Source organism: Winogradskyella vidalii, assembly GCF_013403955.1.
GTDB classification, from domain to species: Bacteria; Bacteroidota; Bacteroidia; order Flavobacteriales; family Flavobacteriaceae; genus Winogradskyella; species Winogradskyella vidalii.
Window position 1 is genome coordinate 95,703 of the sequence record NZ_JABFDG010000005.1, and the last position, 19,039, is coordinate 114,741.

Here is a 19,039-nt window from a genome sequence, read left to right on the forward strand (position 1 = left end):
TTTTGATTTATAAACCTAAATGTATGTGTTGGAATAAGGTACACCAGGTTAAAAATAAAAACCCTTTGAGTGTCTTGTATGATGTTTTAAGGTTTTTTTTATATAATAATGTAGGGTTGTTGTATATGTGCTTAATTAAATATATGATATTAATAAGTGTATTTAATTGTTATTTTATTAATAAATGTTAATTTATTTTAGTGATACAATAAAAATGTAATATAAGTTAGAAATAAAATTGACTTTATTTGGTTATTTAAGTATATTTGTGTATAGGGCGGTGGTAATGATGCTTGTCAGCTACTGAACTATTTTAAAAAATATATGGAAATACCAAAAAGGCAATGGAAACTTAATCCAAATTGCACAACTGAAATGTCAGTACAAGAAAAAAAGGATGCTTACTTACTTGTACTATTACTTAATCAATACGGAAACTATAACGAAACATTTGAAGCCATCAAAAAGGACTGGTTAAACTTGTTATATAGTTTGCCATCAACCAAGGATAAAAAGGCTTATAACAGCGTTAAAAGTTCTCGTAGCTATACTATGCTTAGATTAAAATCCATCTTTAAGAACTATATTATTCAATCTAAATAGTCGGAGATGAAACAAAAAAAAAGATAGCTAAATCACCAAAACTATTTAACTATCTCTTTAAGGTGGGGTGAGTCCTCACCAAATAATAACGTGATTAGTTTAAAGTGTCAATTGTTGGAGCAATTGAATCACGACCGATAAACCTCTCTCATATAAATATACTTAAAAAGTTAAAAAAAGTCAAGTTTATAAGGGTTTACGAATACCTATTTAACCGTGTCAAAAAATGAGGTTAAAGAAATTAAATTTCAAAATAAATACGTAAACGGTCAAGCCTTAGAGGTTATTACCGATTTTTCAAATAATAGCTACATAATCAAAGGTAGTACTGGAATAGGTGGAACAACCGCCTTGTTAAATTACACACAAGGAAACTGTTTAATAGTATCTCCAAACGTGGGAATGATTGAGGGCAAAGCCCAACAAACAAAAAATTATAATAGTGATTTTAGAGCGTTTATTTATAGTGGCTCTGAAAACATTGATATAAATAATAGTTGGGATTTTGTAAATAATTATTTGACCCATACAGATGAATCTGAGCAGAATATTATTATTAATTGCACTCCAGACCAACTAATTAAACTCAGAGCGACTAACAAGGGTTTGTATAATCAGCTTTTAACTATTCCTATCTTTATTGACGAATACCATAGTTACACTATAGATAGCGAGTTCCGAAATGTTATGGGTGAGTTTTTGGAGTTGGTGTATAATGAATGGAGGGCAAATTTTAAACTTTCAACAGCAACCCCAAATTATAATAATATTGATGTTCCAACCGATAAAGATGTTAAGTACTTCAAATTAACTAAGTCAGACCAACAACCTAAACCGCTAAAATTATCAAATAACCTCGCTGATGTTAAAAGGTTTGTTTACGATGAAAACACAAAGGGTCGTTTAGTTGTTCTTTTTTCGAATGATAGTGATTTACATAAGTCGTTCAAGGATTTGAAAGTTAAAAACCTCGTTGGTAAAAACCTTGGTATTAAATTAAAGGCTTATAAACGAGGGGTTGAGGTAAGTAGTGATTTATATAATGATTGCGAATTGTTGATTCTTAGTAGTAGTTATTTTGCTGGGTTTGATATTGATGTTAACTGTAGTATATGTATTGTTTCTAATCAGAAAAGTGATGCTTTTAAAATTGGTGTAAATGATGCTGTTCAATGTTACGGACGTGCAAGAAAACAAGTATTTAACGCATTGTTTGTTAATGCAAAAAGTAAGATTGATGTTAATACTAAATTAGCAACTCAATATCCAACTTCAATAAATGAAATAACTAATAGTATCCAATTTTTTAATAATCAATTAGAGTTCTTTAATTCCCAAATTGAGGGGGTTACACTATATCACGACATCAAACACATTAAGGAGGTCACTCCGCATTTATACGTTAATAGAGCTGTTTTAATCGAACCTATTTTAAAAAATGTGTTGAATTATCAGTTATATAATAAGGAGGTTCTAACAGCAGAATTTGAGCGTTATGGGTTTGTGTTAAGTCAGTATGATAATAATGATTTTGAAATACCAAAACAGAATAATTCAACACCATTTAAGGAGCGTTTAACCAACTTATTAAGTTATGATAGTGATATGCTTCTAAAGAATTATAAACATTCAAAATACAACCTCAAATCAAAGAATAACGGTAGTTTCTCGCATAAGGCAACATTTGAATTATTGACAGCTTATTTATTGAAAATAACTAATAGTGAAATAATTAATAAGTTAAATAATAAGAGGGTGAGACCTAACGAGTTTTTTAATAGTGTTGATTTGTTTTTACGTGTAAATTTTGATTCAAAGTATGTTTTTGAGGGTTTGAGCGTTCAGCAAATAAGTAATGCAAGACGTTTGTATTATAGTGATGGTTTGAGCGATTATTTTCGTGAAAATTATCTACTGAATGACTGGCAGTATTTATATAGTTGTTTTAAAGTTGATAATAATATTTTATCTGAATCAATTGAGAGGGAGATTAAACTATATGAGGTTTTTTATGATGTTAGTTTATATGAACCTTTAGTTATTGACAAATCTCATAGAGGGAGGAACATTAAAAAAATTATACATTCAGAATTAAATAATTTTAATATCGTACTTAATGAAGATGAAAAAGACTGGTTAAAAGATGTTAGTAATAAGATTTTTAAAAAGTTGGATAGTGGGGAGAAGTATATTAATTATAATACACGTTCAGCAATTAAAAGTAAAATGAATAACGTTCTTATATACCTTTTAACAGATGGGAAAATAGGGAGTGTTTCAGAAGTGAAAAATAGAGAGTACAACCCATTAACTCAAACACCAAAGGCTTTACGTTCAATAATACCAATTAAGTTGGTGAGCGTGGATTTGACGAGCGCAAACCCTCAAATAGTTGATAGCATCCTAAAAACTACCATAGGGTTAAACGTTTATAATAATTTAATGACCGCCCGAAACATAAGCCGTAATAAGGCAAAGAAAATATATAATACTTGTTTAAATAATCATAATCTAACAGTATCAAACGCTAAGAAAATATATTTAGATTGTGGTTACTCGGATTGTAAGGCTTTGGAGTTGGCAAGGTTAACCGCTAATGTTGAAAAAGGTAGTTTCTTTGAAATTATGACCGCTAACGAAAAAATACTTATGCAACGTTATAAGGATATATTACCGTTTAACTCTTATAGGTTTCACGATGCAATAATTATGTCTTTAGAAGATATTGAAACTAATAATATAATCTTACCAAATGTGGTAAAAGATTATGTGTATCATAGTGAGTTATTTAATGATTCTAGTAAGTATTTAGGTTTAACCACTAACACACCATTTAATATAATTGGATTTGTAAATAATTACACTAAGTTGGCTAGTTAGTTGGTGTTGAATATCAATATTATTGGTGTTGAATATGATATTTAACACCAAGATATTACAGTTAAATATTAGTAAAACGCTTGAAAATGAGGTGTTTATATTGTGTTGGTAGGTCACGTCCTCAGAGAGTTGTTCTATAGTAACCTATTCTAAGGACGTACCCTAATTATCTAACTAACATCTTGTAAGATACCTTTAACTTTTTGCACCGTACCAAGACTAACATTTGATAATTTAGCAACGTTTCGCAATGAGTGATTCTGTTTGAGGTACTTAACAACCTCCTTATGTTTTGTCAATACGGTTTTATTTGATTCCTTTGAACCTTTAGCACGACCTTTATAAGTTCCGTTTGCCTTAGCTATTGCGATGCCCTCGGCTTGACGTTCTAAAAGTGTTGAGCGTTCCATTTCGCTAATGTTAGCAAGTACTGATATAATTAGTTTAAATGCACTATTTTCTTTGCCATCGATTAATGATTCAATACCAAGGTTATCAACTTTTACAGTAACTCCCTTAGCTGTGAACAGTTCTAAGGTGTTTAATATATCTAGTAGGTTACGACCTAAGCGGTCAATTGAATGCACACTAACATAGTTTATACCACCATTGTTAACAGCCGTTAATAATTCCCTAGCATCTTCACGCTCTGCAAATGGTATCGAACCGCTACATATATCATAATAAACCCTCTCGTTATTAGATTCATTAATTAATTGTCTTTTCTCTGATTGGTTTGATGTTGAAACTCGTATATATCTTGCTTTCATAATATGTACTATTTAAAAGTTAAGCAAATATATATTATTATAAATTATTGTACTAATTTTAGGGTGGTTATTTTTAGTACACTCTAAGCTTAGTATTTCTGTAAGTTGAATTTTTTTAAGTGTGATATGTTTAGACCATAATCTAAATTTGGTACGCTCCCAAAAAATGGTATAATTCACTTTTAACCAAAATTTGAGATATTTATAAAATTTCAGAAAATTTTAATGAAGCACATCGAGTGCGTGAGGTTTAAACGCAAAAATGTGTATATCTAAGAGAGGTTACATTATTCAATTAATTGGGTTAAATGATACGTAGGGAGGTGTTATGTAGGGAGAGGGGGTACATAGGAGGGTTAAATCAATTATATAGTGAATACGTGGCAACATTGACCCATTTAGGAACATAAAGGGGGTGTAGGGGGGCTAATTTGTGCGCCGTGCGTACGTTTGAATATATCTAATTAATACCTCCCTATATAGAACCCTAAGTAAAATTTACAATAAGTATGCAATTTGTAAAACATAAAGTTTAATTAATATTAAATCTTGCTATTTGCTAGGTTCTGTACGTGGAAATGCAAGGTGTCTATACTGTTTTTATTTATGTATTCAACGATAAAATCAATTATATCATTCCGAAGTTTAATGTTACTTTCTAAAAATTCTTTATAATTAGTCGTTTTTAGTTTTCCTTCAGAATTTGTTTCAAGGATAATATCCTTGATAACTATTTCGGCTAATTTTTTTTCTGGATAAGTAATTATTTCGTCAACAAAACGTGGATTTCTGTTGGTATGAGCAAATACATTTCTGTTTGAAGATAGTTTTCTCAATTGGGTAATTTGATTTTTTGAGAAAATATTTAAATTTATCAGAATTTTAATTTTTGCTCCAAAACTAATTACACTCGTGTTTAGAATATAATTCAAAAAGAATATTTTATCCTTTGGACTTATATGGTGTGTTATTATCAAATTTAAGAATAATTCAATTTCGTTGAAGATGTGAATAGATTCTCCTATATTTATATGTGTTTCCTCTTTCATTGCGTTTCGAGTAATGTTGCCTAACGTGATTGTGTATGGTTAGTTGCGTGGTTAAGCAACGACCAAAGCAATTAATTATACACGGTGTTAGCAAATCGTTTTTTATTATTTTATAAATCAATTTATAGTTATATGAATTATTCTAATGTAAATTTATAAGTAGAACCTCCAAAAGCAATTACAACCATTACTTTTCCTTTCGCATTTACTATTTCGTTGTATATGTCGCTTTGTGACCAGTCATAATATCCATATTTTATTTGGTTTTTTACACCCATTGCACCAGTTGTTAATTCTTTGTAGCCAGTTATTGTAACATTACCTCCTAAAAAAGCTGGTGAACTTAAGTTTGCTCTTATTTTTTTGCCATCAGAGGTTTTAATTGAAATCATTCCCGTTTCGATACCTATCATACTTGCACTTTTGTCTTTATATTCATAAAGTTTGAATTGAATAGAACCTTTAGTGTTTTTTGTTGTCTCCAACGTTTTTTTAGCATATTTCAAAGTAGTTTCAATATCTTTCTCTGAATATCCATTTTCTTTCAATTGTTGACTCAAATATTCTTTATATTCATCTAAACTCTTAAATTCCGGCATTTCATTTAAAATAGTATGTACTCGTAAATCTGAATCATTAGTAGCTGAATTTGAAAAAGTGCCAAAGGAAACATTTCTTTGTACTTCACCAATCTTATCTCCAAATTCATCTACTAAGTCTGTCTTTTCAAAAAGTTTTTGAGCATTAATAATATTTATGTATAGTAGAAAGAAAAGTATTGTCGTTATTTTCATAAGTATTTCGTTTTTAATGTTTGCCAACGGTTTTTGTGTATGGTTAGTTGCGTGGTCAAGCATCTAATTTAGCAAATAAAAACCGAATAGAAAATCCTCGAGGATTTTCGTAAGTAGGCTAGAACTAGCAATAAATTATATACGGTGTTAGCCATAGTTTATTTCTGTCATTGCGTATTCATAAATTGGCTCAAATCCAACTGCTTTCATTACTTGATTAGAAGCCAATTCGTTTTTGTCAGTCATTACATAAACAGTTCCGTTCTCCTTTTCTAATAACCTAGAACAGAAAGAAAGCAAAATTTTCCCATATCCTTTTTTTCTAAATTCCGAATTGGTAAATAAAATACCAATATCTGGGTCAATTATAGAACAAAAACTTAATAATCTATTTGATTTATTTTTTAAAGTATAAACTTTAGCTGTTTGAATTAACTGAAACATTCTTTGTTGCATCTCTGCTAATGACTTATCATTTTCTCCATTGTATTCTTCGTGATAATATTGTTGAAGCATTATAGCTAATTTATTAAGTTCAGCCATTCTGCCTAATTCTATTTTAAGTCCGTTATAATCGAAATCTCGGATTTTTTCAGACTTGTAAAATATTCTTTCTTTCCTCAAAGTATGTTTATCAACTTTGAAAAACTCAATTAGTTCTGTTATTAATTTTGCATCTCCACTAGCTATGTAATTCGTGTATTGGTTCAAGTCAAATATTTCCTTTATTTCATTAAACTGTGATTCATTCCAATTGTGTCCATAAATCAAAAGTATATCTCCGTGTAAAACTAAAATCCAACCGTTTTTAGTTTTATTTATAAAAGAAGCATCAAATAGTTTTTTTGAACCACTTTGAACTCCTTCAATATAGTCTTTCAAAAATTTATGTCGAAATAAATTGATTCCAACTTCTTGGAACAAAAGTTTATTAAATTCTTCGGGATTATCTTTTGGCGTAAAGTTCATTCAAATTATGGCTAACTGGTTATATGAAACATAAATATATACATAATCTTTATGTATATGGGGATAACAAAAGTTTTTTTGTTTCTCTTTAGTTGGTTTTTTTATAGCTATTTAATTGAATTTGTTTTACAGAATAATTACTTAGTTCAAATATGGGGTAAACATAGGATTTTAAAAATGGTACGTAAATTTCATAACGAAAATTGCTTTTGTATGTAGTTAATATTTGCTACTGAATGTAGTAATTTAATGTCTTGCATTATAAAATTATATACTTTTATACTTTAAAAATTCATATAGGTTTGGCGGTAATAATTAGAATTGAGATAAAGCAATTGGATTTGCTTGAATGGGAGGATGAGTTCAGTCCAGAGCAACAAGATGATTTAAATTCTTTAATTTATTTTTTCAAAAATAGGGTTAAAAAGAACTTAGAGTACTTGATTAATGGCTATTATCAAGTTAATTTGGTGTTTAATTTTAATCCTTTGACCAAAAAGTTTATATTGGTAAAGTGTTCAAATTTTGAGCATATAGTATTAGAAGTTCTGAGAACGGATTTAAAAGATTATACATAAATTAAATGACTTTAAGTATGGATAATTACAAAAAAAATGATGGTAGAATGTGGTTTTTTCATTCTAAAATCGGGAGCTTTATAATAAGGTTCATAATACTTGGTGTGATTGCGTTAGGTTTATATAGGTTAATTTTCGGTTAATATTAAAGGGGTTCTTAATCATTAAGTTGTTGATTATTAATTAAAAACGTGTAATGTAAATAACCCACACAACTATTACTAAAACAAACGTAGCCCTCGTCGGCGGTGGAAGTTATCCGCAACCTGGCGAAATTTCTTTATCACACAATGGTGTTTTATTCCTAGATGAATTGCCAGAATTTAAACGTGAAGTTTTAGAGGTGATGCGTCAGCCTCTAGAAGATAGAGAAGTAACAATATCTAGAGCTAAATTTACGGTGACTTACCCGTCATCTTTTATGTTGGTAGCCAGTATGAATCCTAGTCCAAGTGGATTTTTTAATGATCCTGATGCGCCAATCACCTCATCGCCAGCGGAAATGCAAAGGTACATGGGAAAGATTTCAGGGCCATTGCTAGATCGAATAGATATTCATATTGAGGTGACGCCTGTGCCTTTTGAAAAACTAGCAGACGAAAGAAATGGGGAATCTTCGGTTGAGATTAGAAAACGCGTTACTAAAGCTAGAGAAAAACAAACCGAACGTTTTGTAGATTTAGAAAATATACATTACAATGCACAAATGAACACTAAGCAAATCCGAAAATATTGCAAATTAGAAGAAGCGTCTATGCAGTTGTTGAAATCCGCCATGGAACGACTTAATTTATCGGCTAGAGCCTATGATAGAATCCTTAAGGTGGCAAGAACTATTGCAGATTTAGAGGGTTCACAAGATGTTTTGGGTGCGCATATTAGTGAGGCTATTCAGTATCGTAGTTTAGATAGAGATGGTTGGTTGGGCTAAGATTTAAGCTAAGTCTAGGGTTTTGTTGATAAAGGTAATGTGTATTATAATGAAAAACCTGCATTAGAGTTTGTTAAAACAATTAGTTTTAAATTAAAAAAAACAGTCTACTTCTATCACTATTGAATTAAATCTAAAGTCAGGTAATAATTTAATAATATAGGTAACATAATAATGTAAATATTGTAATAATCGAATAACATTTACATAATAGATTAGGGGTTTTAATTTCATTTTTTTGTGAGATGAAACTGAAACCCTTTTTTATAATCCAGATTTGTGCTTTTCTAATCTTTATAGCAAGAGCCTACCAATTTTATTTTTTTGGCGCACCTTTTAGAGCCATTCTTTGGGATGAAAGCTTAATGAGTCCTATTGTAGAAAACATTTTTAATACGCCGTGGTATGATTATGCCACAAGTTCTAAAACCAATAAAGGTATAGCTAATCTTACCTTGTTTTTTAGCATTACCTTATTTGTGTCAGCATTTGTCAGTCTTTTTTGGAAACAGATTCCTTATGTTAAACTTAAAAAAAGTATAATAGGGTTTAGTTTGTTCATCTTGTTTATACTTGGTGTATGTATGGTGAAAGATAAAAACTATGACTTCTTACAATTCTTTGAGCTTACTATACAATTTGCAGCGCCTTTAGTACTCTTTTTTACTAAGGATTTTGATACACTTAATAAGCAAAAACTTATTTTTTGGTTAAAAGTATCAATTGCATTGACGTTTATTCCTCATGGGATTTTTGCTATGGGATTCATATATGTACCAGGTCATTTTATAGATATGACCATTAAAATATTAGGTGTAACAGAAACACATGCGAGACAGCTATTGTTTGCAGTTGGCCTTTTAGATGTCATAGCAGCAATTTTTCTGTTTATTCCTAAATTGGTGAAACCTGCTTTTATTTATATTATCGTTTGGGGAATCTTAACAGCACTTGCCCGAATAGTTGCTGGTTTTAATCCTGATTTCTTCCTTAATTCCATACATCACTTTTCCTATTTAACAGTTTATAGATTACCGCATGGTTTGTTGCCTTTGGCGACTTTGATACTCTATGGCATTTATGATAAAACACTTAAAACAAAACACTAAAACAAAACCCTAATTATGAAATTAAAATTACCTCTAATGTTTCTTATTTTGCTTGGCCTAGTTCGCATAGGTTATGCAAATAATGACAAGTACAGGCTTATTCTTTTAGATGATCCTGCAACCACAATTACAGTGGCTTGGAATCAAATTTCTGGTTCTAATGCTTCTGTTTATTATGATACTGTAGATCACGGTACTGATTTTGGAGCTTATGCTTTTAATAAAACGGTAGATAGAGAGACGTCAGCAAAAGGAATGTCTAATCAATTTGCAAGATTATCTGGTCTATTACCTAATACAACTTATTATTTTTTAATAAATGATAGCGAAGGTGTAAGTCAACAATTTTGGTTTAGAACAGCACCAGATGACGATAGTAGATTATTTTTTATTGCAGGAGGTGATTCTAGAAATAATAGAATACCAAGACAGAATGCTAATAAATTAGTGAGTAAATTAAAACCACATGCCGTTTTATTTGGTGGTGATATGACCAATGCGGATAGTAATTCGGAATGGCAAGATTGGTTTGATGATTGGCAATTAACTACAGCTGCAGATGGAAGAATGTTTCCTATTGTACCAGCTAGAGGTAATCATGAAAATACATCTTCAATATACGACCTTTTTGATACGCCAAATGCGGATTCTTATTACGCAATGACGTGGGGAAATAATATGATTAGAACATACACATTAAATTCTGAAATTTCAGTGCTTGGTGATCAGTTAACTTGGTTAGAAGATGATTTAAATACGTCTTCTGATTTAACATGGAAAATGGCACAATATCATAAGCCAATGCGTCCACATACTTCAGGTAAATCTGAAGGAAATGCGCAATACGGTGCATGGGCACAATTATTTTATGACCAACAAGTAAGGTTGGTTGTAGATTGTGATTCGCACATGGCTAAAACAACATGGCCAATTAAACCATCGTCAGATCCAGGAAATGATGAGGGTTTTGTTATTGAAGAACAAGCCGGAACGGTATACACAGGTGAAGGATGTTGGGGAGCACCATTAAGAGATAATGATGATGATAAGAGTTGGACAAGAAACTCAGGGTCTTTCAATCAATTCAAACTGGTTTTTGTAGATAATGAAAAAATTGAATTACGTACCATAGACGTAAATAATGCCGATGAGGTTGCCGAAGGAAGTAATACAGATCCTTTTACATTACCTGAAGCATTAAATATATTTTCACCAGAAACAGGTAGTGTGGTAACAATTTCTAACTCTAATTTAACGGATAATCCTTGTCCTGTTGTTGGTGTAACTTGTGATGATGGAGAAGCTACGACTTTATATGATGAAGAAGATGGTTTTTGTAATTGTGAAGGTGTGCCAGATTTTGAATTGGTAGAAGAAACGATTGCAGTACAAAACAGTAGTGATGATGCTGAAGAAGAAATTGGAACAGGCTTAGTGTATACGCAAAGTACAGACTTAGAGTTGATCTATGATGGTATTGATCAGTTGGTGGGTATTCGTTTTGAAAATGTTCAAATACCACAAGGTGCTACCTTATACCGATCTTATGTTCAGTTTCAAACGGATGAAACAAGTACTGAAGGTGATGTTGCAAATTTAATTATAAATGGAGAATTATCAGTTGCTAGTGAAACATTTTCATCTAATAATAATGATATTTCAGTAAGACCATTAACGGTTAATGCTGTAAACTGGAATGGTATTGAGCAATGGGAAACTGAAGGCGAAGCGGGTGTTAATCAACGTACACCATACTTAAATAATGTGGTTTATGAGGTTATTTCTCAAACAGGTTGGGAAGTCGGTAATGCAATGACATTTATTTTATCGGGTTCAGGAGTAAGAATAGCGGAATCTTTTGATGGTTCAGCGGCACCAGAATTAAAATTATTTTACAAATTACCTTGTGAAGATGCTGGTACGACTTGTGATGACGGAAATCCTAATACGGTTTTAGATTTTGAAGATGGTAACTGTAATTGTATTGGTGTAGAAGCGTCGGGGACGTTAACTTACCAAGTGAACCATGCAGATGATGATGCTGAAGAGGCTGAAACTGGAGGAGCTATGTATACAGATAGTTCAGATTTAGAATTAGTTTACGATGCTTATCAAGATCAATTTAATCAAACGGTAGGTATGCGATTTAATGGTGTTACCTTACCTCAAGGTGCTGTAATTTTAGATGCAGCAATTCAGTTCACTACAGATGAAATTAATACCGAATCTACAAACTTAATTATAAGCGGTGAAAAAACGATTAATAGTTTATCTTTTACTACGGATCCTTACAATATAACTTCTAGATCACAAACAGAAGCAGTAGTGACTTGGAGTGATGTTCCTGCTTGGGAAACTGTAGGAGAGGCTGGAGAAAATCAGAAAACACCGAGTTTGAGAACTATTGTTCAGGAAATTGTGGATCAACCAGATTGGTTACCGTATAGTTCTATGTCATTTTTTATAACAGGTTCGGGTGAAAGAACAGCGGAGTCATTTAATGGCGATGAAGAGTCTGCACCTCAATTAATTATTACTTATACGTTATCAGCTAATGATTGTCCTGCTTATGGAACGCCATGTGATGATGGCGATGCGAGTACAATTAATGATGAAGAAGATGGTTTTTGTAATTGTAATGGAATTCCTGATGATGTTGTAGAATCTGTTAATGAGGTGCTTAACTCTAGTGATGATGCCGAAGAGGAAGTTGGTACAGGACTTGTCTATACGGAAAGTTCAGATTTAGAATTGGTTTATGATGGTATCGATCAAGTCATTGGCGTGCGTTTTGAGAATGTTCAAATGCCAGAAGGTGCTGTATTGTTTAGAGCTTTTTTGCAATTTCAAACTGATGAAACAAGTACTGAAGCTGATATCACTAATTTAGTTATTAATGGAGAGTTGGCAACAGAGAGTGCGACTTTCACTTCTGATTTAAATAATGTTACCTCAAGAGATTTAACAATAAGTTCTGTAAATTGGGATGATGTTGCTATGTGGAATACTACAGGTGAAGCAGGTCTTAATCAACGTTCACCTTACGTTACAAATATTGTTGAAGAAATTATTGCTCAAGAAGGTTGGTTAAGCGGAAACGCAGTTACCTTTATTATTTCAGGTTCAGGGAAGCGTGTGGCGGAATCATTTGATGGGTCGGCAGCACCGATTTTAAAATTATATTATCAAACACCTTGTGAGCCTGATGGAACGTCTTGTGACGATGGTAATGCAGATACGTTTTTTGATATAGAAGATGGCGATTGTAATTGTGAAGGTATTCCAGAAACTGGTACATTAATTTATGAAGTTAATAGATCTAATAATGATGCAGAGGAAGAAGTGGCAACGGGAGCTATGGATTTAGGGAGTTCAGATCTAGAGCTCGTTGATGAAAGTGGTTCTACTAACCAACTTGTAGGTGTAAGATTTACAGATATACAATTACCTTCTGATGCTGTAATTACTAATGCTTATATTCAATTTACAGTAGATGATGATAATACAGATGCTACAAGTGTGGAGATAAGAGCTGAGGCTAATGCAAATTCATTAGAATTCTCAAACACAGATTTTGATATTTCATCTAGAACACTTGGAAATAATGTAGTAAGTTGGAATGATATACCTGCTTGGGAAACTGAAAATATTGGAGATGCAGGTGTCAATCAACAAACACCAAATATTGCTTCATTAGTAGAGGAAGTTTTAGCGCAAGAAGATTGGGCAATGTTTAATGCAATGACCTTTGTAATTAATGGAAGTGGAGAGCGTGAAGCAGAAGCTTTCGATGGTACTGCGGGACCTCAATTAGTTATTGAGTATTCGCTTTCTAGCTTGTCGGTAAAGGATGAAAGCTTAGAAGATGCTATAAGAATATATCCTAACCCGGTTTCTGATGTATTAAATATTGAATCAACTGTAGTTATTGATCAAATCACTATTTACGATGTAAATGGAAGACGTATTAATATTGTGAAAAATAATAGTAATTCATCTATTGATGTTGGAGGGTTATCAAATGGAGTGTATTTCTTGGAGATTCAATCTGGTGTTGATAAAACTATTAGAAGGTTTGTTAAGAACTAAATAGTTTAACTTTTATAAAACTAAAGCCTTTCAAGATTATATTTTGAAAGGCTTTTTTATTTCGTTGATTTTCTTAATTTTAAGAAAACTAACAATTCATGCTCAAAAAAAGTTTTTGCAAGTGCCGTTTTTGGCGTGGAAGCGTCTGCAATTACGCTTGAAGTAAATGTAGGTTAAGGTGTTGGTTCTTATTTGGTTGGTCTTCTGTATAATGCGATTAAAGAAAGTAATTATCGTATTGCTGCGGCATTTCAATACAATGGTTGCTGTATTTCAGACAAAAAGATAACCATCAATATGGTATCCATCGATTTAAAAAAAAAGATAGTTCTGCTTACGATTTAATCTTGACTATTGGTATTTTGGCAGCTTCGAGTCAAATTAAAGCAGAAAATTTAAAGGAGTATCTTATTTCATGGGGGAATTGTCCTAATATGGCAGTTTGCAGTCTTTAAAAAAAAAAGGGGGGCAATTGTAGTTAGGGGTATGGAAGAAGGGTTTAAGGCAAACGAGTTAGATTTACAAAAAAAACTTTAAAATATAATTAAAAAAACATGAATAAACTATACATATTGTCAATTGTGATTTTGGTATTCAGCTGTAACAATACTAAGGAAAAACAAAATTTAGAAGAGCATACTTCTCAAAAATTAGAAATCGTTGAAACACCGACTCTAAATCTAGCTCAAGCCAATCATTTAGCGCAATTACCGGTAAATTGTATTAATGTAGAATACCCCAATAAGTTAGGGCAAACTCTTGGAAGTGCGGCAGATTTAAAATCGCCTAAAGAGTTGCATCCGGCGTTTTATGGTTGTTTCGATTGGCATTCGGCCGTTCATGGGCATTGGAGTTTAGTGAGTTTGTTAAAGCAATTTCCTGATTTAGAAGAAAAAGAGGCCATTGAGCAACAACTACTTCAAAATATTTCAAAAGAAAACATAGAGCAGGAGATTGCGTATTTTGATGGAGAACACAACAAGTCTTACGAGCGGACTTACGGTTGGGCTTGGTTGTTAAAGTTAGCGGAAGAATTACATACGTGGGACAGTGCGGTTGCAAGTGAGTTGGAAGCAAATCTTCAACCTTTAACGGATATCATTGTCGCTAAATACATTGAATTTTTGCCAAAATTGAATTATCCTATACGTGTAGGAGAGCATACTAATACGGCCTTTGGTTTGAGTTTTGCATACGATTATGCGGTGACAGTTGAGCATTTAGAGCTAAAAACCCTAATTGAAAATAGAGCTAAGGATTTCTATGAGAATGACCAAGACTGTCCAATAAGCTGGGAGCCTAGCGGATTCGATTTTTTATCACCGTGCTTAGAGGAAGCTGCTTTAATGAAGCGTGTATTGCCAGTGGATGAGTTTAAAATTTGGTTAAATGATTTTCTTCCAGAATTGAGTAATGAAAATTTCGATTGGTCTGTTGGTGAGGTTTCCGATAGAACCGATGGTAAATTAGTGCATTTAGACGGTGTTAACTTTTCAAGAGCATGGAGTTTAAATTACGTGGCTAAAGGTTTGCCTGAATATCAGCATCTTCAGAATTTAGCCAAAAAACATATAAATCATTCACTTCCAGGTATTGTAGGTGATAGTTATGAAGGAGGACATTGGTTAGGAAGTTTTGCAATTTACGCCCTGAACTCTATAGAAGAATGATTGTAAAATTCTTTAAAAATATTGGACCTGGGCCTTTGGTGGCGGCAGCTTTTGTAGGACCCGGAACCGTAACGGTTTGCACGTTAGCTGGTGTTAATTTTGGTTTTGCACTGCTATGGGCAATGCTGTTGTCTATTGTGGCAACGACTGTTTTACAAGAAATGGCAGCACGATTAGGTATTGTGGCTCAAAAAGGCTTGTCTGAAATTATTCGCGAAGAAATTAAACATCCTGTGATTAAAGGATGCGCTATACTGTTAATTTTAAGTGCTATTGTTGTAGGGAATGCAGCTTACGAAGCAGGAAACATCAGTGGTGGCGCATTAGGAATGGAAGCTGTTATAGGTAGTGTGACTTGGGAAATAGGGCGCTTAAAACTCAATGTAATGAGTTTGATAATCGGATGTATCGCATTTGTTTTGCTTTTCATAGGGAATTATAAAGTCTTAGAGAAAGTCTTTATGGTGCTAGTTATCCTGATGAGTATCGCATTTGTGACAACAGCGGTTTTAACGCAGCCAGACGTAATAGCTATTTTAAAAAGTGTATTTGTTCCTCAAGTGCCAGAAGACGGAGTTTTAACGGTAGTCGCTTTAATAGGAACAACAGTGGTGCCTTATAATCTCTTTTTGCATGCGTCTTTAGTAAAAACGAAATGGAACTCTAAAAGCGATTTAAAATTTGCGCAAAAAGACACACTTGTTGCTGTGGTTTTAGGAGGTGTCGTATCTATGTGTATTATTGTTGCGGCTTCTGCGATTCAGAAACAATCCATTACAAATGCTTCGGATTTAGCTTTGGGTTTAGAGCCTTTATTTGGAAGCTTTGCTAAATACTTTTTAGCGATAGGTTTGTTTGCGGCTGGGATAACAAGTGCTATTACGGCACCTTTGGCGGCGGCGTTTGTAACCTGTGGTTGTTTGGGGTGGGCGTCCGATTTAAAATCCAAAAAGTTTAAGGCTATTTGGATGTTTGTTGTGGTATTGGGGGTGCTTTTTTCAAGTTTAGGCTTTAAATCTATTGAAATTATAAAATTTGCGCAAGTGGCTAATGGTTTGTTATTGCCTATTATTGCTGGTTTTTTGCTTTGGATAATGAATAAATCTTCTGTTTTAGGAACTTATAAAAATTCAAAATTCCAGAATTATTTAGGATTGATTATTTTGGTGATTACTATTTTTTTGGGCTTAAAAGGGATTTTAAGTGTGTTTAATGTGGTTTGAGTGTTTGTGTTTTATAGAAAAACAGAAAAAAGTTTAAAGAATTAAAATGGAAAATTGGAATATAGATATTAATGCGGATGTAGGCGAGGGGATAGGTAATGAAGCGAAGCTGATGCCGTATGTATCATCTTGTAATATTGCTTGTGGTGGACATGCGGGAGATTTGCTAACCATGACAACTGTAGTCAATCTTGCAGTAGCTAATCATGTAAAAATTGGCGCACATCCATCATTTCCTGATAAAACCAATTTTGGACGCGAAATTATGGAGTTGCCAGCAGCAGATTTGTACGCTAGTTTAAAACATCAGATAAGAACCTTGCAAACGGTATTGCATAAAGAAAAGGCAGAATTACATCATATAAAACCGCATGGTGCTTTATATAACTTAGCCGCTAAAGATGAAAAAACAGCACGTGTAATTATTGAAGTCATTAAGAGTATTTCATTGCCTTTAAAATTGTATGCGCCTTATAATTCTGTGATTTCAAATATGGCACAACAAGAGGGTATCGAAGTGAAATTTGAGTCCTTTGCAGACAGAAATTATAATGCTGATTTGTCTCTCGTTTCAAGGAAAAAATCCGACGCTATTTTGTATAAAAAAGACACTATTTTGAGGCATGTTTTAAGTATGGTTAAACAGCAAAAAGTGATAGCGGTAAATGGGGAGGAAGTGCCGATTAAAACGTCGACAATTTGTGTGCACGGCGATACTAAAAATGCATTAAATATTTTGAAATATTTAAAGTTTAATTTAAGTAAAAACAACATAACGATTCAATAGTGATTTATGAATTATAAGCTTCGATTTTCGCAGTATAATGAACGCTCTATTTTGGTGGAGTGGCCGGCTGTTGTTGATGAAAATATGCTTGGTGACGTGCTTAATTTTAAAGAAGAAATAAAAAGAAAGTATGTTAAATTGATAGTTGAGGTGGTTTCTGCATATAATTCAATATTAATTATATATGCGTATACTATTGAAGATGTCAATGACAGGTTTTTAGACTTAAAAAGGCTTTATTTGAGCAGAGAAATAAATATTGAAGTTAAACCGAAGACCTACAAAATCCCTGTGTGTTATGAGGATGAATATGCCATGGATTTAGAGACTTATGCTGATGAAAAAAAGCAATCAAAATCGGCGGTAATCCGTTTGCATACTGAAACGATTTATACCGTTTTTTTTATCGGGTTTTTACCTGGTTTTTTGTACTTGGGAGGGCTCGATTCGAGATTGCATTTGGACCGAAAAATAACACCAAATCTCAATGTGAAAAAAGGGGCTGTTGGCATAGGTGGAAAACAGACCGGAATCTATCCGCAAGATAGTCCTGGAGGTTGGCATATTATTGGCAATTCACCGGTGGAATTATTTAACCCAAAACATAGTCCTCCGTGTTTTATAAATGCAGGCGACCGGATACAGTTTTATGCCATTTCGGTATCGGAATATCATGACCTAAAAAATGAAATAGCACTTTCAAACTTTGATTCAAAAACACTTTTAATTCATGATTAAAGTTTTAAAAGCTGGATTTTATTCCACCATACAAGATCAAGGTCGTTTTGGGCAACGTGAATATGGGGTGCCTGTTTCAGGAGCTATGGATTCGTATTCTAGTGAGTTTGCAAATAAGCTACTGGGAAATGAGGCTGCTGCTGCAGTTTTAGAAATGACAATGACAGGTGTGGAATTGCAATTTTACAAATCGACCACTATTGCTGTAACAGGTGCTGAGATGTCACCGAAACTGAACGGGAAACCGGTTAAGATGTTCAAATCTGTAAAGGTAAGCCCTAATGATATATTGTCTTTTGGAGGTTTTGTGAGTGGTTTTAGAGCCTACCTCGCTGTAAAAGGCGGATTTTTAACAAAACCAGTTTTGGGAAGCCGAAGTATGGCTAAGGGGATTACGCCAGCCGTTGTAATTCAAAAAAATGATGAATTAGAAATAAAAGATTTTTCAAATCGACTAAATACGAAGCATGTAAATTTGGTATTTAATACCTTGTATGCAGAGGATGATACCTTAGAAGTTTTAAAAGGACCTGAGTTTGATAAATTAACTAAAAAGCAACAAGAAATACTTTTTAGTAAAGAGTTTGAAGTGTCTAAGCATAATAATCGCATGGCGTATCAGCTTTTGCCTTTATTTCAAAATAATTTAGATTCAATACTAACGGCGCCGGTATTACCAGGAACGGTTCAACTAACACCATCAGGGCAACTCATTATTTTAATGCGCGATTGCCAAACCACAGGTGGTTATCCTAGAGTATTACAATTAACGGAAAAAGCTATAAATAAATTAAGTCAGAATAAAGCTGGTAGCTATTTAAAAATGAAATTAAGTGAATTTTAAAATAA

14 protein-coding genes and 2 pseudogenes are annotated in these 19,039 nt (G+C 32.8%); 12 read left to right on the forward strand and 4 right to left on the reverse strand.

Going from position 1 to position 19,039, the window contains the following annotated elements; all coding sequences use genetic code 11:
* Window positions 1–324 precede the first annotated feature (324 nt).
* Window positions 325–603 (forward strand): hypothetical protein, encoded by a 279-nt coding sequence (locus HM982_RS12495; protein ID WP_179353580.1) that lies wholly within the window; start codon window positions 325–327, stop codon window positions 601–603.
* 216 nt (window positions 604–819) lie between these two features.
* Window positions 820–3,483 (forward strand): hypothetical protein, encoded by a 2,664-nt coding sequence (locus HM982_RS12500; protein WP_179353581.1) that lies wholly within the window; start codon window positions 820–822, stop codon window positions 3,481–3,483.
* A 170-nt stretch (window positions 3,484–3,653) separates the two neighbouring features.
* On the opposite strand, the gene HM982_RS12505 is transcribed toward HM982_RS12500, so the two are convergent.
* The 4 genes from HM982_RS12505 to HM982_RS12520 all read right to left on the reverse strand — a co-directional run bounded on the left by HM982_RS12505 (window position 3,654) and on the right by HM982_RS12520 (window position 7,065).
* On the reverse strand, window positions 3,654–4,253 hold the full coding sequence (locus tag HM982_RS12505) for a recombinase family protein (protein ID WP_179353582.1): 600 nt from the start codon (window positions 4,251–4,253) through the stop codon (window positions 3,654–3,656).
* A gap of 542 nt (window positions 4,254–4,795) precedes the next feature.
* A complete protein-coding gene (locus HM982_RS12510) occupies window positions 4,796–5,302 on the reverse strand; it encodes a hypothetical protein (RefSeq protein ID WP_179353583.1) in 507 nt (168 codons plus the stop codon).
* Between the two features lie 137 nt (window positions 5,303–5,439).
* Entirely contained in the window at window positions 5,440–6,096 is a 657-nt protein-coding gene (locus HM982_RS12515; RefSeq protein WP_179353584.1) for a hypothetical protein, read from the reverse strand.
* Between the two features lie 147 nt (window positions 6,097–6,243).
* Complete coding sequence (locus HM982_RS12520; protein ID WP_179353585.1) at window positions 6,244–7,065, reverse strand: GNAT family N-acetyltransferase; 822 nt, start codon at window positions 7,063–7,065, stop codon at window positions 6,244–6,246.
* 302 nt (window positions 7,066–7,367) lie between these two features.
* Here HM982_RS12520 and HM982_RS12525 point away from each other — a divergent pair, with 302 nt between their 5' ends.
* The 10 genes and pseudogenes from HM982_RS12525 to HM982_RS12570 all read left to right on the forward strand — a co-directional run bounded on the left by HM982_RS12525 (window position 7,368) and on the right by HM982_RS12570 (window position 19,034).
* A complete protein-coding gene (locus HM982_RS12525) occupies window positions 7,368–7,643 on the forward strand; it encodes a hypothetical protein (RefSeq protein WP_179353586.1) in 276 nt (91 codons plus the stop codon).
* A gap of 220 nt (window positions 7,644–7,863) precedes the next feature.
* Window positions 7,864–8,574: pseudogene (locus HM982_RS12530) on the forward strand (YifB family Mg chelatase-like AAA ATPase); the annotation flags it as partial.
* 245 nt (window positions 8,575–8,819) lie between these two features.
* Window positions 8,820–9,683, forward strand: coding sequence for a hypothetical protein (locus tag HM982_RS12535; protein ID WP_179353587.1), 864 nt, complete (start codon window positions 8,820–8,822; stop codon window positions 9,681–9,683).
* Between the two features lie 15 nt (window positions 9,684–9,698).
* Entirely contained in the window at window positions 9,699–13,772 is a 4,074-nt protein-coding gene (locus tag HM982_RS12540; protein WP_179353588.1) for a T9SS type A sorting domain-containing protein, read from the forward strand.
* A 135-nt stretch (window positions 13,773–13,907) separates the two neighbouring features.
* Window positions 13,908–14,202: pseudogene (locus HM982_RS18545) on the forward strand (magnesium chelatase domain-containing protein); the annotation flags it as partial.
* A gap of 124 nt (window positions 14,203–14,326) precedes the next feature.
* Window positions 14,327–15,442: a DUF2891 domain-containing protein gene (locus HM982_RS12550; protein ID WP_179353589.1), complete on the forward strand. Its 1,116-nt coding sequence runs from the start codon at window positions 14,327–14,329 to the stop codon at window positions 15,440–15,442.
* Window positions 15,439–16,665 (forward strand): Nramp family divalent metal transporter, encoded by a 1,227-nt coding sequence (locus tag HM982_RS12555; protein ID WP_179353590.1) that lies wholly within the window; start codon window positions 15,439–15,441, stop codon window positions 16,663–16,665. Before HM982_RS12550 ends, HM982_RS12555 begins: the two co-directional genes overlap by 4 nt.
* A 46-nt stretch (window positions 16,666–16,711) precedes the next feature.
* On the forward strand, window positions 16,712–17,452 hold the full coding sequence (gene pxpA / locus HM982_RS12560; RefSeq protein ID WP_179353591.1) for a 5-oxoprolinase subunit PxpA: 741 nt from the start codon (window positions 16,712–16,714) through the stop codon (window positions 17,450–17,452).
* A 6-nt stretch (window positions 17,453–17,458) separates the two neighbouring features.
* Window positions 17,459–18,190, forward strand: coding sequence for a 5-oxoprolinase subunit PxpB (pxpB, locus tag HM982_RS12565; protein WP_179353592.1), 732 nt, complete (start codon window positions 17,459–17,461; stop codon window positions 18,188–18,190).
* Window positions 18,183–19,034 carry a 5-oxoprolinase subunit C family protein gene (locus HM982_RS12570; protein ID WP_179353593.1) on the forward strand — a complete coding sequence of 284 codons (852 nt, stop codon included), beginning with the start codon at window positions 18,183–18,185 and terminating at the stop codon, window positions 19,032–19,034. Before pxpB ends, HM982_RS12570 begins: the two co-directional genes overlap by 8 nt.
* The last annotated feature ends 5 nt before the right edge of the window (window positions 19,035–19,039 follow it).